This window comes from Streptomyces sp. NBC_00667 (assembly GCF_036226825.1).
Lineage (GTDB): Bacteria > Actinomycetota > Actinomycetes > Streptomycetales > Streptomycetaceae > Streptomyces.
Genome location: NZ_CP109022.1, coordinates 3216333 through 3239694, shown reverse-complemented (window position 1 = coordinate 3239694; position 23362 = coordinate 3216333). Strand labels below are relative to the sequence as shown.

Genomic DNA, 23362 nt, shown 5'->3' with positions numbered 1-23362 from the left:
GGGAACTGTGAGGGAGAGGTGTGCGGATGATCGCCGCTACGAAGAAGATCGCCGGCGGCCTGGTCGCCACGGCCCTGGTCCTGTGCGCCGCCGGGTGCGGAAGCTCGGAACGCGCCAAACCCCCTGCTCTCGGGGGTCCGAACGCCAAGAAGGGTGCCGTGCCGGAGGCGGCCCCCGGCAGCGTCAACCGGCTCATCGGCGACGGCTCGACCGCGTACACCGGCCGGCAGCCGAACGTACAGCAGCCCCAGAAGCTCAAGCCCGGTGAAAAGCCCCCGCAGTTCGTCGTCTTCTCCTGGGACGGCGCCGGCGAGGACAGCCAGAAGCTCTTCTCCCACTTCCGTGAAGTGGGCAAGGAGTACAACGCGCGGATGACCTATTTCCTCAGCGCCCTGTACCTGCTGCCAGAGGAGAAGCGTTCCCTCTACACCGCCCCGCAGCACTCCCCGGGCCGCTCCGACATCGGCTTCGGTGACCCGCAGGGCATCAAGGACACCGCCACCCAGGTCCGCGCGGCCTGGTTGGAGGGCAACGAGATCGGCACCCACTTCAACGGCCACTTCTGCGGCCCCGACGGCGGCGTGGGCACCTGGTCCGTCGAGGAGTGGAAGAGCGAGATCAACCAGGCGAAGGCCTTCGTCAAGAACTGGAAGACCAACTCGCCCGAGCTCAAGGGCATGGAGGCGCTCCCCTTCGACTACGACAAGGAACTCATCGGCGCCCGCACTCCCTGCCTCGAAGGCCAGAAGAACTTCATGCTGGCGGCGAAGGACATGGGCTTCCGGTACGACTCCAGCGGCATCAGCAAGCAGATCTGGCCGAAGAAGACGGACGGCCTGTGGGACATCCCGCTCCAACTGGTGCCCATGCCGGGCCGGGCGTTCGAAACCCTGAGCATGGACTACAACTACATGGTCAACCAGTCCGGGACGACCACGCAGGGCGACCCCTCGCAGCACGCGTACTGGGGCGAGCAGATGCGCGACGGCCTCCAGAAGGCCTTCGACCGCGTCTACCAGGGCAACCGCGCACCGCTGATCATCGGCAACCACTTCGAGTCCTGGAACGGCGGCACCTACATGAAGGCCGTCGAGGAGTCCATCAAGTCGATCTGCACGCAGAAGGAGGTCCGCTGCGTACCGTTCCGCGAGCTGGCCGACTGGCTGGACGCCCAGGACCCCAAGGTCCTGGAGTGGATGCGCACCCTCGACGTGGGTGAGGCGCCCAAGGAAGGCTGGACGAAGCTCCTGACGGCGGGGCCGCCGGCCAAGCCGGCCGCCCCGGCCCAGGTCAAGCCGGCTGGGGAGCCGGCCGAGTCCGGTTCGGACGAGGGCTGACCAGCCCCTGCGATCCGGCGGGGCGCGCCTCGTCGAGGACGAAGCCGGGGTCGACCTGTTCGGCGAGGTCGACCCCGGTCTTGGCGTTGCCCCAGCTCTCGGCGTTCTTCAGGTGGAAGTGGACCATCTGCTGGGTGTACCGGGCCCAGTCGCGCTCGGCGTACGAGTCCTCGGCCGCGTCCTGGAGTACCTGTAGCGCGAGCCGGTTGCTCGCTTCCAGCAGCTCGAACGAGGCGGGCCGGCCCTTCTCCAGCGACCGGACCCAGTCCGAGTGCCCGAAGGTGACCAGCAGGTCCTCGCCCACCTCGTCCCGGAGGAACTCGATGTCCTCGGGGCCCTGCACCTTGTTGCCGATCACCCTGAGGGCGACCCCGTAGTCCCGGGCGTACTCCTTGTACTGGCGGTAGACGGAAACGCCCTTGCGGGTCGGCTCGGCCACCAGGAAGGTCATGTCGAAGCGGGTGAACATGCCCGAGGCGAAGGAGTCCGAGCCGGCGGTCATGTCGACGACGACGTACTCGTCGGGGCCGTCCACCAGGTGGTTCAGGCACAGTTCGACCGCGCCGACCTTGGAGTGGTAGCAGGCCACGCCGAGATCGGCCTCGGTGAACGGGCCCGTGGCCATCAGCCGTACGGGCTCTCCGTCCAGCAGCACCGGGCGCGCGCAGGCGTCGTACACCGGGTTGTCCTCGGTGACCCGCAGCAGTCGTGAGCCGGTTCCGGGCGGGGTCGTCTTGATCATGGTGTCGGCGGACGCGATGCGCGGGTTGGACCCGCGCAGGTAGTCCTTGATCATCGGTAGCTGGGCGCCCATGGCGGGCAGCGCGGCGGCCTCGTCCTCGCTCAGCCCGAGCGCGACGCCGAGGTGTTGGTTGATGTCGGCGTCCACCGCGACGACGGGGGCTTCATTGGCGGCGAGGTGGCGGATGAAGAGGGAGGACAGCGTGGTCTTGCCGCTGCCGCCCTTTCCCACGAAAGCGATCTTCATGTTCACCAAGCGTAGTGGATCGGTTGCTTTCCGTGGTCTAGGTGAGTGAAGAAGACCACTCCAAGGAGGGGTCGGTGCTATGGGGGCGCAGTGCGTAGGCTCCTTACTTATGAGTAGCGCTGCTGACCCGCTGGCCCCACTGGCCGGGCTGCCGGGTGTCGCCGATTCCGTGGATTCCGTACGCAAGGCCGTGGACCGGGTCTACGGGCACCGGGTGATGCGCCGGCGCGGCGGCGAGATCACCTCGGAAGCCGCCCTGCGCGGAGCCAGGGCCAGTGCGGCGCTGTCCGGGGCCGACTGGGCGCTGGAGGAGGTGCGCCGCCGGACCGACTTCGGCACGGAGGCGGAGGCGCGCACGGTGGGCGCGGCCCTGCGGCTGACGGCCGAGGCCGGTCAGCTGCTGAGCATCTGGCGCCAGTCGCCGCTACGGGTCCTGGCGCGCCTGCATCTGGTGGCCTCGGGTTCCACCCTGACGACGGGAGCCGACTCCGTCGCGCGCGGGGGCGGGGGCGGGGGCGCGAACGGGGGCGACACGGTGGGGCGGCCGCGGCTGGCGGGCGAGCCCGTGGACGAGCCGCTGATCGAAGCCCCGCTGCCCAGCGCGGAGGAGGTCGCCGGACGACTGGACGGCCTGTCCCGGCTGGTCATCGCGGGGGGCTCCGCTCCGGCACTGATCACGGCGGCGGTGGTGCACGGCGAGCTGCTGGCCCTGCGTCCCTTCGGCTCGTACAACGGCCTCGTCGCGCGGGCGGCCGAGCGGATCGTGCTGATCAACAGCGGCCTCGACCCGAAGGCGATTTGCCCGGCCGAGGTGGGCCATGCGGAACAGGGCTCGGAGGCGTACGTGGCGGCCTTCGAGGGCTACGTCTCGGGCACCCCCGACGGGATGGCGGCCTGGATCGCGCACTGCGGGCGGGCGGTCGAACTGGGAGTGCGTGAGTCGACGGCGGTCTGCGAGGCGCTCCAGCGCGGCGCGGCCTGACGGCCGGGGTTCTGCTCCGGGCGCCTGGCCGGGCGTCTGCTCTGGGCGCCTGCCCTGGGAGCCTGCCGCGGGCGACGCCGGCAGGGGCGCGAGGGCGTCCCGGACAGGGTTGCGGCGACACCGTCCTGCTTTGGTGTCGCCGCTGGCATTCCCGCCGGGTTACCAAGCGTCCTCGATGTTGCCCATCAAGCCGGGTACTTTGCCCTTGGCCTGGTGCGGCTGGCCCGTAATCGACGGGTCGACGTCGCGTGGGTGCTCGGCGTTCCTGCATCGGTCCGTGGGCCTTACTGCGTTTTAAAGATGATCCTCTCGGATGTTCTTTGGTCTCGCGGGCCGTTGACTCCTTTGTACTCCGCTTCCGAGACGAGCGAAACCCCTGGTCTCACTTCTTTACCTTTCTCGGCTATTCGGGATATATCGGACGCCTAAATCGGGCCATTGCAGGCCGTGCCGCCCTAACGTGGAGCGCTGCCGGTCCCCGGCCGCCGGCCGCCGGACGCCCGGATCCGGCGCTCGCGTAATCCGGTGGCCCCGCAGCGAAGCAACCGAACCGTACGCCGGTGATCCGGCGAGCCGAACCGGCGGGGTGGGGTGCGCGCCGGTTCGGGCGGGATCAGGCCGTTCTCAGGCGGCCACGGCGCCGGCGCGGCGACGGCTGGCGTACCAGACGAGGCCTGCCGTGGCCGCAGCCGCGCCCACGGCCGCCGCGGCCACCCACGCCGGTCGCGCAGTCATGGACAGCCCCGGCACCCGCTGCTTCAGCCGCACCGGCCGGTTGAACACCAGCACCGGCCACTCCCGCGCCACCGCCTCGCGCCGCAGCGCCCGGTCGGGGTTCACCACGTGCGGGTGCCCTACCGCCTCCAGCATCGGCACGTCGGTGATCGAGTCGCTGTAGGCGTAGCACCGCGCGAGGTCGTATCCCTCGGACTCCGCGAGCTCGCGTACCGCCTCGGCCTTCGTCGGGCCGTAGGCGTAGTAGTCGATCTCCCCGGTGAAGCAGCCGTCCTCGCCGACGACCATGCGGGTGGCCACGACGCGGTCCGCACCGAGCATCTCCCCGATGGGCTCGACCACTTCGGCACCCGAGGTGGACACGATCACCACGTCACGTCCGGCGGTGTGGTGGGCTTCGATCAGTGATGCGGCCTCGTCGTAGATGATCGGGTCGATGAGGTCGTGCAGGGCTTCGGCGACGATCTCGCGCACCTGCTGGACATTCCACCCCTTGCAGAGGGCGGACAGGTACTCCCGCATCCGTTCCATCTGGTCGTGGTCGGCGCCGCCGGCCAGGAAGATGAACTGGGTGTATGCGGTGCGCAGGACGGCCCGCCGGTTGATGAGGCCACCCCGGTAGAACGACTTGCTGAACGTCAGGGTGCTTGACTTCGCAATGACCGTCTTGTCCAGGTCGAAGAAGGCGGCGGTCCGAGGCGAGGAGTGCGGCAAGGGCTGATTTTCCACGCCCCGAGCATATGCGCCCACCATTCGGCGTAAGGTGTGGCGCGTGGGTTTGCCTGAGAGGGCTCTCGGGTACACCATGGAAGTCACGGATCGTTCGCGACCGTGCTAACCCGGTCTGGCTCCTCCCCCCCCGAGTCGGACCGTGGGGACGACCCCCGCTCTCCCCCCCGGCGGGGGTCGTCGCATGTCCGGACGCGGTTCGCGCCCCTTGCCTTCGGCTCTCGAGGAACATCTTCCAGGCCCCTTCCCTTCGGCGGGCCCACGTGGCGAAGGCCCTCACCACTCCGAACTCGTGACTCTGCGTAGTTGTTCCGGAGCGCTGTGAACTCACCCGATGGGGTGGCGGAGATATCCACAACCACGTTCTTGTCCACAGATATCGAGCAAGATCCACTTCTTTTTCCTGATCGCTGCACCGTGATTCCAGCCGCGAAGTCCGCGGTTCATGGATTTGCAGCGAGAAGGGGGCGGAGATCGTGGCTGGATCGAAGTCGTGTGTTGTTCCGGAGTTCGCGGTGTCGGGTGGGGCCGGGGTGCCGAACCGGACGGTCGGCGCCGTGCCCGGTGGCGGACGCCCGCTGATCATCACCGAGGATCCCTTGCTGCTCGACGACCTGCTGCGCCTGTGCGCCGCGGCGGGCGCCGAGCCGCATGTGCACCACACGGTGCCCGAGCAAATCGGAGGGTTCGGTGATGCGGGTGCCAGTGGGGCCGGAAGGCTCCCCAGTGGCGTGAGTGCCAGGAGTGGCGGGGGCGGCGCGGGCGCAAGTGGCGTCAACAGCGCGCCCGATGGTGCCGAGGCCGTGGGCCGGTCCCGCGGCGGTACCGGCTGGGAATCCGCTCCCCTCGTCCTGGTCGGGGACGACGCCGCCCGACGGGTCCGTGGAGCGCCGCGCCGGGACGGCGTCTTCCTCGTCGGTCGCGATCTGGACGACCCCGGGGTGTGGCAGCGGGCGGTGGAGATCGGCGCCGAGGAGGTGCTGCGGCTGCCCGACGCCGAGAGCAGGCTCGTCGACCGCATCGCCGATGTGGTCGAAGGGGCCGGTCGGCCCGCCCTCGCCGTGGGGGTGATCGGCGGCAGCGGCGGGGCCGGGGCGTCCACCTTGGCCTGCGCCCTCGCCGTACGGGCCGCCAGGGCGGGGGAGCGGACCATCCTCATCGACGGTGACCCGCTCGGCGGGGGCATGGACGTGCTGCTCGGCGGCGAGGGCGCCGAAGGGCTGCGCTGGCCGGATTTCGCCGGCTCGCGCGGCCGGGTCGGTGCGGGGGCGCTGGAGGAATCACTGCCCGAGTTGCACGCGCTCAGGGTGCTGAGCTGGGATCGCGGGGACCGGGTCGTGGTGCCGCCCGCCGCGATGCGGTCGGTGGTTGCCGCTGCTCGCCGCCGGGGCGGGGTGGTGGTGGTCGACCTGCCCCGGCGGGTGGACGAAGCCGTCGCCGAGGTGCTGGCCCAGCTGGACCTGGTGCTGATGGTGGTGCCGGGCGAGCTGCGGGCCGTGGCCGCCGCGGGGCGGGTGGCCGCCGGGGTACGGATGGTGGCCCGGGATGTCCGCGTCGTCGTACGGGGGCGCTGCCCTGACGGGCTCGACGCCGAAGCGGTCGCGGACCTGCTGGGGGCGCCGTTGGCCGGGGTGGTGCCGGTGGAGGTGGGGCTTCCGGGGCGGGTGGCCGAGGGGGAACCGCCGGGGGCGCGGGGGCGTAGCGCGCTCGCCCGGTTCTGCGACGGCTTCTGGCAGCGGGCGCTCGGCTCCGCCCAGGGGGTGCCGGCATGAGCGCGGTACTGCTGGACGCGGTGCGGCAGCGGCTCGCCGAGAGCGGGGCGGAACCGACCCCGGCCAGGGTGGCCGCCGCCCTCCGGGCGCAGGGCCGGCTGCTCGGAGATGCGGAAGTGCTGGGCGCGGCAGCCGAGTTGCGGTCGGAGTTGGTCGGCGCGGGCCCGCTGGAGATGCTGCTCGCCGACCCGGAGGTCACCGATGTGCTGGTGGCGGCCCCGGACCGGGTGTGGGTGGACCGGGGTGGCGGGCTGGAGCTGACCGGGGTGACCTTCGCCGACGCCGAGGCGGTGCGCCGGCTCGCCCAACGGCTGGCGGCGGTCGCGGGACGACGCCTGGACGATGCCCGGCCCTGGGTGGACGCCCGGATGCCGGACGGCACCCGGCTGCATGCCGTGCTGCCACCGGTGGCGGTGGGGTCGGCGTGCCTGTCGCTGCGGGTGGTGCGGCCCAAGGCGTTCACCCTGGACGAGCTGGTGGCCGCGGGCACGCTGCCGCCGGGCGGGCAGACGCTGCTGGCGGCGATGGTCGAGGCGCGGCTGTCGTTCCTCGTCTCCGGTGGGACCGGGACGGGCAAGACCACCCTGCTCAGTGCCCTGCTAGGGCTGGTCGGCCCGGGTGAGCGGATCGTGCTCGCCGAGGACTCGGCCGAGCTGCGCCCCGACCATCCGCATGTGGTGCGGCTGGAAACCCGGCCCGCCAACCAGGAGGGGGCGGGGCTGGTCACCCTCGCCGACCTGGTCCGGCAGGCGCTGCGGATGCGTCCCGACCGGCTGGTGGTCGGCGAGGTCCGGGGCGCGGAGGTGGCGGACCTGCTGGCCGCGCTGAACACCGGGCACGAAGGCGGCTGCGGCACCGTGCACGCCAATGCCGCGGCGCACGTACCGGCCCGGTTGGAGGCCCTCGGGACGGCGGCCGGGCTCGACCGGGCGGCACTGCACAGCCAGTTGGCGGCCGCACTGGCTCTCGTGGTGCACCTGGTCCGGGACCGGTCGGGCCGTCGGCGGGTTGCCGAGGTGCATGTCCTGGAGCGGGATCCGGCCGGCCTGGTGGTCACGGTGCCCGCGCTGCGCTGGGGCGCGCGGGGCTTCGTACGGGAGTCCGGCTGGGACCGGCTCGGCCCGCTGTTGGGCGGTGCCGGGTGAGCGCCGGGGTGGGGGCGGTGGGCTCCGTGGGATCGGTTCCCGTGTTCGCCGGGGTGTTGTGTGCCGGGGCCGCGGCGTGGCTGCTGGCCGGGGGCGACCAGGTGTCGCGACGGGCCCGGCTTGTGCTGGGCGGGGGCGCGCCGGTGGTGCCGGGCGGTCCCGTGAGCTGGGCGCGGCTGGTGATCGCGGTACGGATTCGGGCCGCGCGGTGGCGGGAGTGGGCCGGTCTCGGGGCGGGCCTGCTGGTCGCGCTGATCGGGGGATCGGTGATCCCCCTGGCGCTCGGGGCGGTCTCCGTGCCGCTGGTGCGGAGGTGGCTGCGGGTCCGGGAGCGGGAACGGGCCCGGGCCGGGCGGGCAGCCGAGGTGGTGGCGCTGTGCGGGGCGGCCGTGGGGGAGCTGAGGGCGGGCGCGCAGCCCGGCCAGGCGCTGACGGCGGCGATCCGGCGGACGGCCGCCGGGCAGGGCCGGCCCGGTCCGGCGGAGTCCGGGGTGCTGGCAGCCGCGGCGTTCGGCGGCGATGTGGCGGCGGCGCTGCGGGAGGGGGCGCGGGAGCCGGGGTCCGAGGGCCTGGCCGGGATGGCGGCCTGCTGGCGGGTTTCCGTGGACGGTGGCGCGGGGTTGGCCGCCGGACTGGAGCGGCTGGAAGGGGCGTTGCGGGCGGAGCGGGACCGGCACGAGTCGTTGCGGGCCCAGTTGGCGGGCGCCAGATCGACCGCGGTGGTGCTCGCGTTGCTGCCCCTGGTGGGGCTGCTGATGGGGACGGCGCTCGGCGCGGATCCGCTGCGGGTGCTCCTGCACACCCCGATGGGGTGGGGCTGCCTCCTGGCCGGCGGGGTGTTGGAGGCGCTGGGACTGCTGTGGTGCCGGCGGATCGTACGGATGGGGGAGCGGTGATGGGCGGCTCGGTGGTTCACCGGCTGGGTGTGGCGGTCTGCCTCGCGGGGGCCGTGCTGTGCCTGGCCTCGGTGGTGGCGGCGCGGGTGCGGGAGCGGGCGGCCCGCCGGAGGATCGCGGCTCTGTCGACGGTGCGGGCCGCCCGGCCGAGGCCGGCGCGGGGCGTACGGATACGCGCGCTTGCGGTGGCGTGGGCCGGGCCGGCCGGAGCGGTGGTGGCGTGCTGGGTGCTCCTCGGCGGGGTGACGGGGCTGCTGCTGGGCTGCGGGGCCGCGTTCGGTGTGCGGCGGATGCTCCGGCGTCGCCGCCCGGAGGCCGGGGTGGATCCGGCTGAGGCGGAACGGCAGTTGCCGTTCGCGGCCGACCTCCTGGCCGCGTGTCTGGCGGCGGGGGCCGGTCCGGTGGAAGCGGCCGAGGTGGTGGGTGAATCGCTGGGCGGCCCGGTCGGTGAGCGGCTGGCGTTGGCCGGGGCGGAGCTGCGGCTCGGCGGCGAACCCGGGGCGGCGTGGGGCAGGTTGGCCGAGATACCGGGTGCCCGCGCTCTGGCGGAGTGCCTGGAGCGGGCCGCCCGTACGGGGGCGCCGGCCGCGGAGCCGGTCTCCCGCCTGGCGGCGGCCCTGCGGGCGGACCGGGTCCGGCACGCCACTGCCAGGGCGCAGCGGGCGGCGGTACTCATCACCGCACCGGTGGGCCTGTGTTTCCTCCCCGCATTTCTTGCAATGGGAGTGGCGCCTGTGGTGATCGGTATGGCTTCCGGTCTTCTTTCGGGCCGTTGAGATCACCAGCTGAAAACAGATCAAGAACATAATCAACAGGAGGCAGTCATGAAGATCATCTGGATTCGTGCCCGGGCGGCGCTGAGCGGTCGCGGACGCGATGCCGGGATGTCGACTTCCGAATACGCCATGGGCACCATCGCGGCGTGTGCGTTCGCCGCCGTTCTGTACAAGGTGGTGACGAGTGACGTGGTCTCGACGGCGCTGCAGTCGACCATCGGGAAGGCTCTCGATGTGCCGTTCTGAGAACGGCCGGCGGGGAATCGGCGACCGCGGGTACGTGACGGCGGAGGCCGCGCTGGTGATCCCGGCGCTGGTGCTGTTCGCGGCGCTGCTGGTGTGGGCGCTGATGGCGGCGGCCGCGCAGATCCGGTGCGTGGACGCGGCGCGGGCCGGGGCGAGGGCCGCGGGCCGGTCGGAGCCGGCGGAGGTGGCGGTGGCGGCGGCCAAGGCGGCCGCCCCGCCGGGGGCGGAGGTGGGGCTGGAGCGGTCGGGCGACCTGTGGCGGGTCCGGGTGTCGGCGCCCGCTCCGGGGCCGGCCGGGCTGCCGGTCCGGCTGGGTGCGCAGGCCGTGGCCCTGGCGGAGGACAGTGTGGGGCCGCCGCCATGAGCCGGGACCGGGGCTCCGCCACGGTGTGGGCCGCGGTGGTGACGACCGTGCTGGGGGCGGTGTTCGGGGGTGTGCTCCTGCTGGGCCAGGTGGTGGTGGCCCGCCACCGTGCGGCGGCCGCTGCGGATCTCGCGTCCCTGGCGGCGGCGACGGCTTGGGCGCACGGTCCCGAGGCCGCGTGCGGCAGGGCCGTCAGGGTGGCCCGGGCGCAGGGAGCGGCGCTGACGGAGTGCCGCCTGCTGGGCGAGGTGGCCGACGTGACGGCCCGCGTCCCCACGGGCCCCTTCACCCCGTCGTCCACCGCCCGCGCCGGCCCCCCTGTGCCCCCGCCGGAGGCCGCCTGACGGCTGCTGCCTACCCGACCCCCCCCTGTGTCCCTGGAAGCCGCCTGACGCTGTTGCCTGCCCTGCTGCCCGTCCCTCCGCCGGAGGCCGTCTGGCCCCGCCGCGGGACGGCTGCTGCCTACCCTGCTGCCCGTCCCCCCGCCGGAGGCCGCCTGGCCCCGCCGCGGAGGCGGCCGACCCGTGGTCCCCTGTCGCTGGCCCGACCGGCGGCGTCCGGGCCCAGGTCCGCGGCCGGACCCCGGCCGTGATCCGCGTGGTTACCCGGGTGGTGGCCGCCGGGGGCCAGGGGTGTGGCGGCCGGCTCGTGTCGGGCGGCATCCGGTCGGCAGGGGACGGGCGGCCCGGTCCCGCCGCCTGCGGTACGGCGGGGTCAGGGGGTGGGTGGTGCTTGGGCGAGGAGGCGGGTGAGGAGGCGGATCGCGCCGCGTTTGTGGAGGGGGTCGTTGCCGTTGCCGCACTTGGGGGACTGGATGCAGGAGGGGCAGCCGGCCGCGCATTCGCAGGCGGCGATGGCGTCGCGGGTCGCCGTCAGCCAGGCACGGGCCGTGTGGAAGGCCCGTTCCGCGAAGCCGGCGCCGCCGGGGTGGCCGTCGTAGACGAACACCGTCGGCAGCAGGGTGTCCGGGTGCAGCGGGACGGAGACTCCGCCGATGTCCCAGCGGTCGCAGGTGGCGAACAGCGGGAGCAGCCCGATGGAGGCGTGCTCGGCGGCGTGCAGGGCGCCGCCGAGGATCTCCGGGATGATCCGGGCCTCGTCCAGCTGGTCCTCGGTCACCGTCCACCACACGGCCCGGGTGCGCAGCGTGCGCGGCGGCAGGTCCAGCTTGGCCTCCCCGAGCACCTCACCGGAGAGCAGCCTGCGCCGCAGGTAGGAGACGACCTGGTTGGTCACCTCGACCGAGCCGAAACAGAGCCGTGCGGGCCCCCACGGGATCTCGTGCTCGGTCTCCAGCACAGAGATGGAGGTGGTGTCCCGGGCGGTCGTGGAGAACGGCGGGTTGGCCTCCTCCACCAGGGCCACGGAATCCTCCAGGTCCAGGTGCTTCACCAGGTAGGTGCGGCCCTGGTGGAGGTGGACGGCCCCGTCGTGGACGGCGGTGTGCGAGGCCGACTCGTCGACCGTACCGAGCAGCCGGCCCGTCGCGGCCTCCACGATCTGCACGGGGCGCCCGCCGCCGCCCCTGATGTCGGTCAGGTCCGCGGCGCGCTCCCGCCGGGTCCAGTGCCAGGCCGTGGCCCGGCGCCGGAGCAGTTTCGCCGCCTCCAGCTGGGGGAGCAGCTCCCCGGCCGTCGGACCGAACATGGTCAGGTCGGCCTCCGTCAGCGGGAGCTCCGCGGCGGCCGCGCACAGGTGGGGGGCCAGGACGTACGGGTTGTCGGGGTCCAGGACGGTGGCCTCCACCGGCCGCCGGAACAGTGCCTCGGGGTGGTGGACCAGGTAGGTGTCCAGCGGGTCGTCCCGGGCGACCAGGACGGCCAGCGCCCCCTGCCCCGAGCGTCCGGCCCGCCCCGCCTGCTGCCACAGGGACGCCCGGGTGCCCGGGTAGCCGGTGATCAGAACGGCGTCCAGGCCGGACACGTCCACGCCCAGTTCCAGCGCGGTGGTCGCGGCGAGCCCCAGCAGCTCCCCGGAGTGCAGCGCCCGCTCCAGGGCGCGCCGCTCCTCGGGCAGGTAACCGCCCCGGTACGCGGCGACGCGCCCGGGCAGCGAACGGTCCACCGCCGCCAGCCTTTCCTGGGCGATCACCGAGATCAGCTCGGCGCCGCGCCGGGAGCGGACGAAGGCGACCGTACGGACCCCCTGGACCACCAGGTCGGTCAGCAGGTCGGCGGTCTCGGCGGTCGCGGTGCGGCGGACGGGGGCGCCCTTCTCCCCCTTGAGGTCGGTCAGCGGGGGTTCCCAGAGGGCGAAGACCACCTCGCCGCGCGGCGAGGCGTCGTCGGCGACCTCGGTGACCGCCAGACCGGTCAGCCTGGACGCCGCGGCCGCCGGGTCGCTGGCGGTGGCGGAAGCCAGCAGGAAGACGGGCTCGGAGCCGTAGCGGGCGCACAGCCGCCGCAGCCGCCGCAGCACCTGCGCCACGTGTGACCCGAACACGCCCCGGTAGGTGTGGCACTCGTCGATCACGACGTAGCGCAGCGCCTTGAGGAACGAGGACCAGCGCGGGTGGCCGGGGAGGATGCCCCGGTGGAGCATGTCGGGGTTGGTCAGCACGTAGTTCGCGTACTGGCGGACCCATTCGCGTTCCTCGACCGGCGTGTCCCCGTCGTAGACGGCGGGCCGGATCGCGTTGCCCAGCGGCGCGGCGAGCTCCCGGACGGCCCGCCGCTGGTCGGCCGCCAGGGCCTTGGTCGGAGAGAGGTAGAGGGCGGTCGCCCCGCGCCCGTTGGGTGCCTGCGCGCCGTCCGCGAGGGCGGACAGGACGGGCGCCAGGTAGGCCAGCGACTTGCCGGAGGCGGTGCCGGTGGCGACGACGACGGAGGTGCCGTCCAGGGCGTGCTCGGCGGCTTCGGCCTGGTGGGCCCACGGATGGTCGATCCCCGCCGCGGCGATGGCCGCTACGACATCTGATCGAATACGGTCCGGCCAGACCGCATGACGACCCGCCCGAGGGGGCAAGTGCTCCGTATGGGTGATGCGCGCAGCCCGGGATGGCCCCGCTGCCAGCCGGTCCAGGACCGTGCCGGGGGTGGGTCGTGTGTCCGCGTGTGCCGTGGGCCGACCGGGACCGTGAGTGTTGGCCATTGGAACCGAGTGTGTCACTGGCGTGCGGGACAATGGTCCCAAGGCGTCGTGCGCGCCTGCCGGTAAGTGATTGAATGCCATCGCGGCAGCCAATCCCTCCTCTACCTTCGGGTAGGGAGGCCCCTGGGGGGCGCCGCTCGATAGCAAGGTGCTGGAGGATCCGTGGACCTGTCCCTGTCGACTCGCACTGTCGGCGACCGCACGGTCGTAGAGGTCGGTGGCGAGATTGATGTGTATACCGCGCCCAAGCTGCGCGAGCAGTTGGTGGAGTTGGTGAACGACGGCAGCTACCACTTGGTTGTCGACATGGAGCGAGTGGACTTCCTCGACTCCACCGGCCTCGGTGTGCTCGTGGGAGGCCTCAAGCGCGTTCGCGCGCATGAGGGCTCGCTGCGTCTGGTCTGCAACCAGGAGCGCATCCTCAAGATCTTCCGTATCACCGGTCTGACGAAGGTGTTCCCGATCCACACCACTGTGGACGACGCCGTCAACGCCACCGACTGACGCTCCTTGGCGGCGACCAGCCGTCAGGGAGCCGACGACGGGCGGGGGTACCGGGCCATGGGCGGTCCGGGCCCCTGTAAGGCACGCCCGGGCACCCGCTCGGGGCCTGAGCCCGCGCCCGTAGTTCGTGGCGCCCGCAGTCGAGGCGCCCGTAGTCCGAGGGGGACGCGCATGGCCACCGTTGAACTCCGCTTCAGCGCCCAGCCCGAACACGTCCGGACGGCCCGTTTGGTCGCCGCAGCCGTGGCGCGCAGGGCCGGCGTGGAGGAAGCAGTCCTCGACGAGGTCCGCCTCGCCGTGGGCGAGGCCTGCTCGCGTGCCGTCGGGCTGCACCGCAGCAACGGGCTCACCGCGCCCGTCCGGGTCGTGCTGACCGAGGAGGAGAAGCAGTTCTCCATCGAGGTCGGCGACGAGGTCCCCGGGCCGGCCGGCGGTCCGGTGGAGGCCGTGCCGGGGATCGAAGCCGTCCTGGACCCCGACATCGAGGGCGAGGACGAGATGGGCCTGGCCGTCATCAGCGGGCTCGTCGACGACGTCGAGGTGACCAGCGGCGAAGCGGGCGGGACCATCCGGATGACCTGGCCCGTCGCGCGGGTCGAGGCCCTGCCGTAGCAGTCGTGCCCTGCCGTGGTCGAGGCCGGCCGTAGCCGCGCCCCTGCCGTGGTCGCGCCCTGCTCGTCACCACCTGGCCTCGTGGCGCCGCCGCCTCGCGCCGTCGCCACGTCGCGCTGCCTCGCGCCGTCGCCACGTCGCGCTGCCTCGCGCCGCCGCCTCGCCGCGTCGTACTGCCTCGCCCCGCCGCCTTTCCGCCACGCCGTTTCACGCCGCGCCGTTTAGGTACGCCCCGCCCCGTGTCGGCCCCGACCCCGCGTGGGGCCGTTTTCCGTCCTGCCCCGGCCCCGCCCCGCGCCCACCTCCGGCCCGCGGGCCGGGCCTGCGCGTACCCCGTCTCAGCCGGGCCGGTCTGCCCGGCGTGGCGCGGGTCTCGGCCTCGCCGGGTGCCGGGTCGTGGGGTGGTGCCGGTGGGGGCCGGGCTCCGGGGCGGGGGATGCCGGTCAGCCGGGGTGGTGCCGGGTGCGCGTGCCATCGTATCTTCTGATCTTTATCAAGGCCCTGCTGAGCAGGGCCTTTTCCGTTTTCCGGATGGCGCCGCCATGAATATCCGGCTCAATGATCAATCGTCAATGCCTTTGCCCCATTACTACTTTCGAGGGTAATGGAGTGACGCGATCTATTGCTGAGGAGCAAGAGCAGGCCAATTCCGTTTGCCGCCCACTGTTTTGATCAGGTCGCGCTCCTTACAATCCGTCCACATCTTGAGCTCATCACGTCAAGGAGGACGAATGACGGGGCTCTTCACCCCCAACGCGCCGGTCGGCAACTCCGATCTGGCAGCCGCAGTGCTCACCGATGACAATCGCCTCATCGTCATGGTGATCGCCGCGGTCGCGCTCGCCGCACTCGTCGTCGCGCAGATCCTGGTCCGCCAGGTGCTCGCCGCCGACGAGGGCACCGACAGCATGAAGAAGATCGCCGCCGCCGTTCAGGAAGGCGCCAACGCCTACCTCGGCCGGCAGCTGCGCACGCTCGGCATCTTCGCCGTCGTCGTTTTCTTCCTGCTCTTCCTGCTCCCCGCCGACGACTGGTCCCAGCGGGCCGGCCGGTCCGCCTTCTTCCTCGTCGGCGCCCTCTTCTCGGCCGCCACCGGTTACATCGGCATGCGCCTGGCCGTTCGCGCCAACGTCCGTGTCGCCGCCGCCGCCCGCGAGGCGACCCCCGTCGAAGGCGGCCCCGCCAAGGACCTCACCGAGGTGGCCCACAAGGCGATGAGGATCGCCTTCCGCACCGGTGGCGTGGTCGGCATGTTCACCGTCGGCCTCGGCCTGCTCGGCGCCTCCTGCGTCGTGCTCGTCTACGCCGCCGACGCACCCAAGGTCCTGGAGGGCTTCGGCCTCGGCGCAGCCCTCATCGCGATGTTCATGCGCGTGGGCGGCGGCATCTTCACCAAGGCCGCCGACGTGGGCGCCGACCTGGTCGGCAAGGTCGAGCAGGGCATTCCGGAGGACGACCCGCGTAATGCCGCGACCATCGCCGACAATGTGGGCGACAACGTCGGCGACTGCGCCGGGATGGCGGCCGACCTCTTCGAGTCGTACGCCGTCACCCTCGTGGCCGCCCTGATCCTCGGCAAGGCCGCCTTCGGCGACCTGGGCCTGGCCTTCCCGCTGATCGTCCCCGCCATCGGCGTCGTCACCGCCATGATCGGCATCTTCGCGGTCTCCCCGCGCCGGTCCGACCGCAGCGGAATGGCCGCCATCAACCGCGGGTTCTTCATCTCCGCGGTGATCTCCCTGGTGCTCGTCGCGGTCGCCGTCTACGCGTACCTGCCGGCCACCTACAAGGAGCTCGTCGGCGTCGAGAACGCCGCGATCACCAACCACAGCGGTGACCCGCGCATCCTGGCCGTCGTCGCCGTCGCCATCGGCATCGTCCTCGCGGCCCTGATCCAGCAGCTGACCGGCTACTTCACCGAGACCAACCGGCGTCCCGTCCGGGACATCGGCAAGTCTTCCCTGACCGGTGCGGCCACCGTCGTGCTCGCCGGCATCTCGGTCGGCCTGGAATCCGCCGTCTACACCGCGCTGCTCATCGGCCTCGGCGTCTACGGGGCGTTCCTGCTCGGCGGCGCGTCGATCACGCTGGCGCTCTTCGCGGTGGCCCTGGCCGGCACGGGCCTGCTGACCACGGTCGGCGTCATCGTCGCCATGGACACCTTCGGACCGGTCTCCGACAATGCGCAGGGCATCGCCGAGATGTCGGGCGACGTGCAGGGCGCGGGCGCGCAGGTGCTCACCGACCTGGACGCCGTCGGCAACACCACGAAGGCCATCACCAAGGGCATCGCCATCGCGACGGCGGTGCTCGCGGCGGCCGCGCTGTTCGGCTCGTACAACGACGCGATCGCGACCGCCGTGAAGGAGGTCGGCGCCAAGGCCGGGGAGATGAACCTCAGCCTCGACATCGCCCAGCCCAACAACCTGGTCGGTCTGATCCTCGGCGCTGCCGTCGTGTTCCTGTTCTCGGGCCTGGCCATCAACGCCGTCTCCCGTTCCGCGGGCGCCGTCGTCTACGAGGTGCGCCGGCAGTTCCGCGAGCACCCCGGGATCATGGACTACTCGGAGAAGCCCGAGTACGGGCGTGTCGTCGACATCTGCACCAAGGACGCGCTGCGCGAACTCGCCACGCCCGGGCTGCTCGCGGTCCTCACGCCGATCGCGGTCGGGTTCTCGCTCGGCGTCGGCGCGCTCGGCTCGTTCCTCGCGGGCGCCATCGGCACGGGCACGCTGATGGCCGTCTTCCTCGCCAACTCCGGTGGTGCGTGGGACAACGCGAAGAAGCTGGTGGAGGACGGCCACCACGGCGGCAAGGGCAGTGAGGCCCACGCCGCGACCGTGATCGGCGACACCGTCGGCGACCCGTTCAAGGACACCGCGGGCCCTGCCATCAACCCGCTGCTCAAGGTCATGAACCTGGTGGCGCTGCTGATCGCCCCGGCGGTCGTGCAGTTCAGCTTCGGCGCGGACACCAGCGCGACGGTTCGGGCGATCGTCGCGGCCCTCGCCATCGTCGTCATCGTCGCCGCGGTGTACATCTCGAAGCGGCGCGGCATCGCGGTCGGCGACGACAGCGACAGCGGCACGGCGGAGCGGGTGGCCACGCCGTCCGCCGACGCGGCGACGGTGTCCTGACGGGCCCTCAGCGGGGTCCGGCGGGGCTCTGAGCCGGGTCGGCCGGGCTCTGAGCGGCGCCCGGCAGGGCTCTGAGCGGGCTTTTCGGGGCCTTTCCCGGGCCCTGGGACGGCCGGCTCGAAGGTACGCCCGAACGGCGGACGGGCGGCGCGGACTGACGCGCCGTCCGTCCGCCTTTGCATGTCACCCGATGGCTGGCGTGTATCTTCCGGGCCGAGAGCCTTCGAAGGGACCAATCCGGTGAACAAGAAGTTTGCGACCGCGGTGTCCGGCGGTGCGGTACTGATGCTCGTGCTGTCCGGGTGCGGCGGGGACGACGGCGACAAGAAGGCCGACGCATGGGCCAAGAAGGTCTGTGACGCCTGGCAGCCCGAACTCAAGAAGATCGAGGCCGCCAACGCCGACATCAAGCGGGTGGCCACGGAGAGCAGCAAGCCGGAGGAGGTCCAGAAGACCGACTCGGCGGCGTTCCAGGTCATGTCGGACTCGTACAAGTCGATGGGGAACGCCGTGTCGAGCGCGGGGGTTCCGCCCGTGAAGAACGGCGAGGCGACCCAGAACGCGGCGGTGAAGGGCTTCGAGTCGACGTCGAAGGGCTACGCCGATCTCAAGGTCAAGATGGACTCCCTCGACGTCAAGGACCAGACGAAGTTCGCCGCGGGCCTCAACGAGGTGGCCGGTGGTCTGGAGACCGCGACGCAGGGCGGCAAGGACGCGCTGAACGGGCTGAAGTCGGGCGGCCTGGACAAGGCGATGAACGGCCAGAAGGGCTGCCAGGTCCAGACGTCGGCGAAGTAGCGGCCGGCGCCTGCTGCGCGGGGCCGGTGCGGTGGCGGCCGGTCCCGGTGTGATCGTCGTACGTCGACACGGCCGGCCGGGGCCGGATGCGGCCCCCGGCCCTCCTCTTGCCCCTCGCCGCCCGTCCCGGCCCCTGCCGCCGGCCGACGACCGGTCCTGGGAGCACCCTGGCCGGTGTTGGCCGCCGCGGGCCGCCGGGCCGGGGTCGCCGCCGGGCCGGGGTCGCCCGCCGCCGGCCACCCCCCGCCGGGCCCCCGCCCGGCACACCGCCGGCCCCCGCCCCCGCCACACCCCCGCTGCGCTGCACGGCCGCGCGGAACACGCATTGTCGGAGTCAGCAGCCACAATGGGCGGGTGAGTACCACCAGCCTCCCCTCGCCCGACCGCGCCGCCGAGCTCCGCACCGCCCTGCTGGCCGCCGGCTTCACCGCCGATGGGCTGCTCGACCTGCTCGGCGCCCCCGCCTACGCCGCGCTGGCCCGCAGCGAGACGGTTCCGGCCCTGCGCGCCACCCGCGACCACGCCGACGCCCCGCTCGCCACGCTGGTCCGGCTCTTCCTGCTCCAGCAGCCGGTGCCCGAGGCCCAGGCCGCGGCCGCCCTGCCCGTCGAGGCTGCGCTCGCCGACGGCTGGCTGCGGCGTGGGGAAGCCGCCGACGGCGAGGACACGGTCCGCGCCACCGTCGACCTGCGCCCGTACGGCGGGCCCGACGGGGAGGACTGGTTCATCGTCTCCGACCTCGGCTGCGCCGTGGGCGGCGCGGGCGGGATCGGCAGCCGCGAGGAGGGCGTGGTGCTCGGCGTGGGCGGCGCGTCCACCACCTTGGCCGGGATCACCGTGCGCATCCCGGTCGGCTCCGCCCTGGACCTGGGCACGGGATCGGGGATCCAGGCGCTGCACGCCGCCCAGCACGCGACGCGGGTCACCGCCACCGACGTCAACCCCAGGGCCCTGGAATTCACCCGGCTGACGCTCGCGCTCTCCGGTGCCCCGGCGGCCGAGCTGCTCGCCGGGTCGCTCTTCGAGCCGGTCGGGGACGCCACGTACGACCTGATCGTGTCGAACCCCCCGTTCGTCATCTCCCCCGGCGCGCGGCTGACGTACCGGGACGGCGGGATGGGCGGCGACGACCTGTGCCGGACCCTGGTCCAGGAGGCCGGCGCCCGGCTCAACCCGGGCGGGTTCGCGCAGTTCCTCGGGAACTGGCAGCACGTGGAGGGCGAGGACTGGCGCGACCGGCTCCGCTCCTGGGTGCCGCGCGGCTGTGACGCGTGGATCGTGCAGCGGGACGTGCAGGACGTGACGCAGTACGCCGAGCTGTGGCTGCGCGACGCCGGCGACCACCGCACCGACCCCGCCGAGTACGCGCGGCGGTACGAGGACTGGCTGGACGAGTTCGAGGCCCGCAAGACCAAGGCGGTCGGCTTCGGCTGGATCACGCTGCGCCGGACGGACGCGGCCGAGCCTTCCCTCGTGGTGGAGGAGTGGCCGCACTCGGTGGAGCAGCCGCTCGGGGAGACGGTCCTGGCCCACTTCGCCCGCCAGGACTTCCTGCGCGAGCACGATGACGCCGCCCTGCTGGCGGGGTACTTCGCGCTGGCCGAGGAGGTCGTCCAGGAGCAGGTCGGCGCGCCCGGGGCGGAGGATCCGGAGCACGTGGTGCTGCGGCAGAACCGCGGGATGCGCAGGGCCACCAAGGTGGACACGGTCGGCGCGGGCTTCGCCGGAGTGTGTGACGGCTCACTCAGCGCCGGGCGGATCCTGGACGCGATCGCGCAGCTGATGCAGGAGGACCCGGTCGTCCTGCGCGACCGTACTCCGGAGGCGATCCGGATGCTGGTGGAGCAGGGGTTCCTGGAGCCGGTCACCGTCCCCGGGCAGTAGTCGGCGGACGCCGCTCCGGCGGTGGCGGGGCTCGCGTCCCGCACTGTGCGCCGGTGGTCTGCGGCGCGCGCCCCGCCCTTGCGGGGCGTCCCGTCGGACCTCGGGGACGCCGCGTGGAGCAGGGCGGGGAACCCCGTGCGACCGGGGCCCCGGCCCCGCTTCCGGAACGGGGCCGGACGGTCCTCGGGCCCTGCTGCCGGAGCGGGGCCAGACGGCCCCCCGGCCACCCGGCCCGGTGATCGCCAAGGGTCCGGCGCGGTATCCGGGCGGCAGAAGTGGCACTTGTCGGGTTACCGTTCGAGTGGCCGTTGCGGGCTTGTCCCGTTTGACACGGGGGCGGGTTGTACCGTCACACTCCGCAGCGTCGCCGTACCGCGACCGAGTGCCGACCGGAGAGAAGAGCCAAGTTGTCCCCGACTAGCGAGACCGCAGAGGGCGGCCGCCGACTCGTCATCGTCGAGTCCCCTGCCAAGGCGAAGACGATCAAGGGCTACCTCGGCCCGGGATACGTCGTCGAGGCGAGCGTCGGGCACATCCGCGACCTCCCCAGCGGCGCGGCCGAGGTTCCCGACAAGTACACCGGCGAGGTCCGTCGTCTCGGCGTGGACGTCGAGCACGATTTCCAGCCGATCTATGTGGTGAATGCGGACAAGAAGGCTCAGGTCAGGAAGCTCAAGGAGCTGCTGGCCGAATCCGACGAGCTCTTCCTCGCCACTGATGAGGACCGCGAGGGCGAGGCCATCGCGTGGCACCTCCAGGAAGTCCTCAAGCCCAAGGTCCCCGTCCACCGCATGGTCTTCCACGAGATCACCAAGGACGCGATCCGCGACGCCGTCGCCAACCCGCGCGAGCTGAACCAGCGCATGGTCGACGCGCAGGAGACCCGCCGCATCCTCGACCGCCTCTACGGCTACGAGGTCTCGCCGGTCCTGTGGAAGAAGGTCATGCCGAAGCTGTCGGCGGGCCGCGTCCAGTCGGTGGCCACCCGTCTCGTCGTCGAGCGGGAGCGCGAGCGCATCGCGTTCCGTTCCGCCGAGTACTGGGACCTGACCGGCACCTTCGGCACCGGACGCGCCGGTGACCCGTCGGACCCGTCCACGCTGGTCGCCCGCCTGAACACGGTCGACGGCAAGCGCATCGCGCAGGGCCGCGACTTCGGCTCGAACGGTCGGCTCAAGAGCGAGGTCCTGCACCTCGACGAGGCGAACGCGCGGGCCCTGGCCGCCGCGCTGGAGCAGACGTCGTTCGCCGTCCGGTCGGTCGAGTCCAAGCCCTACCGCCGCTCCCCGTACGCCCCGTTCCGCACGACGACGCTCCAGCAGGAGGCCTCGCGCAAGCTCGGCTTCGGTGCGAAGGCGACGATGCAGGTGGCCCAGAAGCTGTACGAGAACGGCTTCATCACCTATATGCGTACGGACTCCACCACGCTCTCCGACACCGCGGTGTCGGCGGCGCGGGCGCAGGTCACGCAGCTGTACGGGGCCGACTACCTGCCGGAGAAGCCGCGCGTCTACGCGGGCAAGGTCAAGAACGCGCAGGAGGCGCACGAGGCGATCCGGCCTTCGGGTGATCGTTTCCGCACGCCGGCCGAGACGGGTCTGACCGGCGACCAGTTCCGCCTGTACGAGCTCATCTGGAAGCGGACCGTCGCCTCCCAGATGAAGGACGCGGTCGGCAACTCGGTGACCGTGAAGATCGGCGGGCGCGCCTCGGACGGCCGCGACGCCGAGTTCAGCGCGTCCGGCAAGACGATCACCTTCCACGGCTTCATGAAGGCCTACGTCGAGGGCGCGGACGACCCGAACGCCGAGCTGGACGACCGCGAGAAGCGGCTGCCGCAGGTCGCCGAGGGCGACGCGCTGTCGGCCGAGGGGATCACCGCGGACGGCCACTCCACCAAGCCGCCGGCCCGCTACACCGAGGCCTCGCTGGTCAAGGAGCTGGAGGAGCGGGAGATCGGCCGGCCGTCGACGTACGCGTCGATCATCGGCACGATCCTGGACCGCGGCTACGTGTTCAAGAAGGGCACGGCGCTGGTGCCGTCCTTCCTCTCGTTCGCCGTCGTCAACCTGCTGGAGACGCACTTCGGACGGCTCGTCGACTACGACTTCACCGCGAAGATGGAGGACGACCTCGACCGCATCGCGCGGGGCGAGGCGCAGTCCGTGCCGTGGCTCAAGCGCTTCTACTTCGGTGCGGAGGACGCGTCGGAGGTCGTACCGGCCGACGGCGACCACCTCGGCGGTCTCAAGGAGCTCGTCACCGACCTGGGCGCGATCGACGCCCGTGAGATCTCCTCGTTCCCCGTCGGCGACGGGATCGTGCTGCGCGTCGGCCGCTACGGGCCGTACGTGGAGCGCGGCGAGAAGGACGCCGAGGGCCACCAGCGGGCGGACGTCCCCGACGACCTCGCGCCCGACGAGCTGACGACGGACTACGCGGAGGAACTCTTCGCGAAGCCGAGCGGCGAGTTCGAGCTGGGCACCGACCCGGTGAGCGGGAACGAGATCGTCGCGAAGGACGGTCGCTACGGGCCGTACGTGACGGAGATCCTCCCCGAGGGCACGCCGAAGACGGGCAAGAACGCGGTGAAGCCGCGGACGGCCTCGCTGTTCAAGTCGATGTCCCTGGACACGGTGACGCTGGACGACGCGCTCAAGCTGATGTCCCTGCCGCGGGTGGTGGGCGTCGACGGTGAGGGCGTGGAGATCACGGCGCAGAACGGCCGCTACGGCCCGTACCTCAAGAAGGGCACGGACTCGCGGTCCCTGGAGACCGAGGACCAGCTGTTCTCGATCACGCTGGACGAGGCGCTCGCGATCTACGCGCAGCCGAAGCAGCGGGGGCGGGCCGCGGCCAAGCCGCCGCTCAAGGAGCTGGGCACCGACCCGGTGAGCGAGAAGCCGGTGGTCGTCAAGGACGGCCGGTTCGGGCCGTACGTGACGGACGGCGAGACGAACGCGACGCTGCGGCGGGACGACGACGTCGAGACGATCACGCCCGAGCGGGGCTACGAGCTGCTCGCGGAGAAGCGGGCGAAGGGGCCGGCGAAGAAGACGGCCAAGAAGGCGCCCGCGAAGAAGGCCCCCGCGAAGAAGGCCGCGGCGACGAAGACCGCTGCGGCGAAGAAGACGACGACGGCCAAGAAGGCCGTCGCGAAGAAGACGGTGGCGAAGAAGGCTCCCGCGGCGAAGAAGACGACGGCGTCCGCCCCGGCGTCGGACGACTAGCCCCCCTCGCCGGACGGGGCCGCTTCTTGCAGCCCCGCCGGCGTTTGAGGCGCGGGTCCGGGCGGGGCCGGTTCTTGCAGCCCCGCCGGCGTTTGAGGCGCGGGTCCGGGCGGAGCCCAGGGAACGGTGGAAGGGCG

18 protein-coding genes are annotated in these 23362 nt (G+C 72.5%); 15 read left to right on the top strand and 3 right to left on the bottom strand.

Features of this window, described 5'->3' with window-relative positions; translation table 11 throughout:
- Positions 1–26 precede the first annotated feature (26 nt).
- A complete protein-coding gene (locus OHA81_RS15030) occupies positions 27–1337 on the top strand; it encodes a hypothetical protein (RefSeq protein ID WP_329196309.1) in 1311 nt (436 codons plus the stop codon).
- Here OHA81_RS15030 and OHA81_RS15025 read toward each other — a convergent pair.
- Positions 1291–2325 carry an ATP-binding protein gene (locus tag OHA81_RS15025; RefSeq protein WP_329196307.1) on the bottom strand — a complete coding sequence of 345 codons (1035 nt, stop codon included), beginning with the start codon at positions 2323–2325 and terminating at the stop codon, positions 1291–1293. The genes OHA81_RS15030 and OHA81_RS15025 overlap by 47 nt on opposite strands.
- Before the next feature lie 109 nt (positions 2326–2434).
- Here OHA81_RS15025 and OHA81_RS15020 point away from each other — a divergent pair, with 109 nt between their 5' ends.
- Positions 2435–3307: an oxidoreductase gene (locus OHA81_RS15020; RefSeq protein WP_329196305.1), complete on the top strand. Its 873-nt coding sequence runs from the start codon at positions 2435–2437 to the stop codon at positions 3305–3307.
- 624 nt (positions 3308–3931) lie between these two features.
- On the opposite strand, the gene OHA81_RS15015 is transcribed toward OHA81_RS15020, so the two are convergent.
- Positions 3932–4795, bottom strand: coding sequence for an HAD family hydrolase (locus OHA81_RS15015; RefSeq protein WP_329196303.1), 864 nt, complete (start codon positions 4793–4795; stop codon positions 3932–3934).
- 509 nt (positions 4796–5304) lie between these two features.
- On the opposite strand from OHA81_RS15015, the gene ssd reads away from it, so the two are divergent.
- From ssd to OHA81_RS14980, 7 genes are read left to right on the top strand one after another with little or no spacing between them, the layout of a single operon-like run.
- Positions 5305–6543, top strand: a complete 1239-nt coding sequence (gene ssd, locus OHA81_RS15010; protein WP_329202295.1) for a septum site-determining protein Ssd — start codon at positions 5305–5307, stop codon at positions 6541–6543.
- Positions 6540–7688 (top strand): TadA family conjugal transfer-associated ATPase, encoded by a 1149-nt coding sequence (locus tag OHA81_RS15005; protein WP_329196301.1) that lies wholly within the window; start codon positions 6540–6542, stop codon positions 7686–7688. Before ssd ends, OHA81_RS15005 begins: the two co-directional genes overlap by 4 nt.
- 26 nt (positions 7689–7714) lie before the next feature.
- Positions 7715–8584 (top strand): type II secretion system F family protein, encoded by an 870-nt coding sequence (locus OHA81_RS15000; RefSeq protein ID WP_329196298.1) that lies wholly within the window; start codon positions 7715–7717, stop codon positions 8582–8584.
- Positions 8584–9360 carry a type II secretion system F family protein gene (locus OHA81_RS14995; RefSeq protein WP_329196296.1) on the top strand — a complete coding sequence of 259 codons (777 nt, stop codon included), beginning with the start codon at positions 8584–8586 and terminating at the stop codon, positions 9358–9360. Before OHA81_RS15000 ends, OHA81_RS14995 begins: the two co-directional genes overlap by 1 nt.
- Positions 9361–9408: 48 nt before the next feature.
- The gene (locus OHA81_RS14990) at positions 9409–9606 is read left to right on the top strand and encodes a DUF4244 domain-containing protein (RefSeq protein WP_329196294.1); all 198 of its coding nucleotides are present in this window, start codon (positions 9409–9411) and stop codon (positions 9604–9606) included.
- Complete coding sequence (locus OHA81_RS14985; protein WP_329196292.1) at positions 9593–9970, top strand: TadE family type IV pilus minor pilin; 378 nt, start codon at positions 9593–9595, stop codon at positions 9968–9970. The genes OHA81_RS14990 and OHA81_RS14985 overlap by 14 nt, the downstream gene beginning before the upstream one ends.
- Entirely contained in the window at positions 9967–10314 is a 348-nt protein-coding gene (locus OHA81_RS14980) for an Rv3654c family TadE-like protein (protein ID WP_329196289.1), read from the top strand. The genes OHA81_RS14985 and OHA81_RS14980 overlap by 4 nt, the downstream gene beginning before the upstream one ends.
- A gap of 370 nt (positions 10315–10684) precedes the next feature.
- Here OHA81_RS14980 and OHA81_RS14975 read toward each other — a convergent pair whose 3' ends face one another.
- Positions 10685–13141 carry a DEAD/DEAH box helicase gene (locus tag OHA81_RS14975; RefSeq protein ID WP_329196287.1) on the bottom strand — a complete coding sequence of 819 codons (2457 nt, stop codon included), beginning with the start codon at positions 13139–13141 and terminating at the stop codon, positions 10685–10687.
- Positions 13142–13222: 81 nt separating this feature from the next.
- On the opposite strand from OHA81_RS14975, the gene bldG reads away from it, so the two are divergent.
- The 6 genes from bldG to topA all read left to right on the top strand — a co-directional run bounded on the left by bldG (position 13223) and on the right by topA (position 23225).
- Positions 13223–13564, top strand: coding sequence for an anti-sigma factor antagonist BldG (gene bldG, locus OHA81_RS14970; RefSeq protein WP_030028781.1), 342 nt, complete (start codon positions 13223–13225; stop codon positions 13562–13564).
- 171 nt (positions 13565–13735) lie between these two features.
- Positions 13736–14176, top strand: coding sequence for an ATP-binding protein (locus OHA81_RS14965; RefSeq protein ID WP_329196285.1), 441 nt, complete (start codon positions 13736–13738; stop codon positions 14174–14176).
- Between the two features lie 731 nt (positions 14177–14907).
- Positions 14908–17313: a sodium-translocating pyrophosphatase gene (locus OHA81_RS14960; protein ID WP_329196283.1), complete on the top strand. Its 2406-nt coding sequence runs from the start codon at positions 14908–14910 to the stop codon at positions 17311–17313.
- A gap of 240 nt (positions 17314–17553) precedes the next feature.
- Entirely contained in the window at positions 17554–18111 is a 558-nt protein-coding gene (locus OHA81_RS14955) for a small secreted protein (RefSeq protein ID WP_329196280.1), read from the top strand.
- A gap of 354 nt (positions 18112–18465) precedes the next feature.
- Positions 18466–19995 carry a DUF7059 domain-containing protein gene (locus tag OHA81_RS14950; RefSeq protein ID WP_329196278.1) on the top strand — a complete coding sequence of 510 codons (1530 nt, stop codon included), beginning with the start codon at positions 18466–18468 and terminating at the stop codon, positions 19993–19995.
- Between the two features lie 407 nt (positions 19996–20402).
- Positions 20403–23225, top strand: coding sequence for a type I DNA topoisomerase (gene topA / locus OHA81_RS14945; protein ID WP_329196276.1), 2823 nt, complete (start codon positions 20403–20405; stop codon positions 23223–23225).
- Positions 23226–23362: the final 137 nt, after the last annotated feature.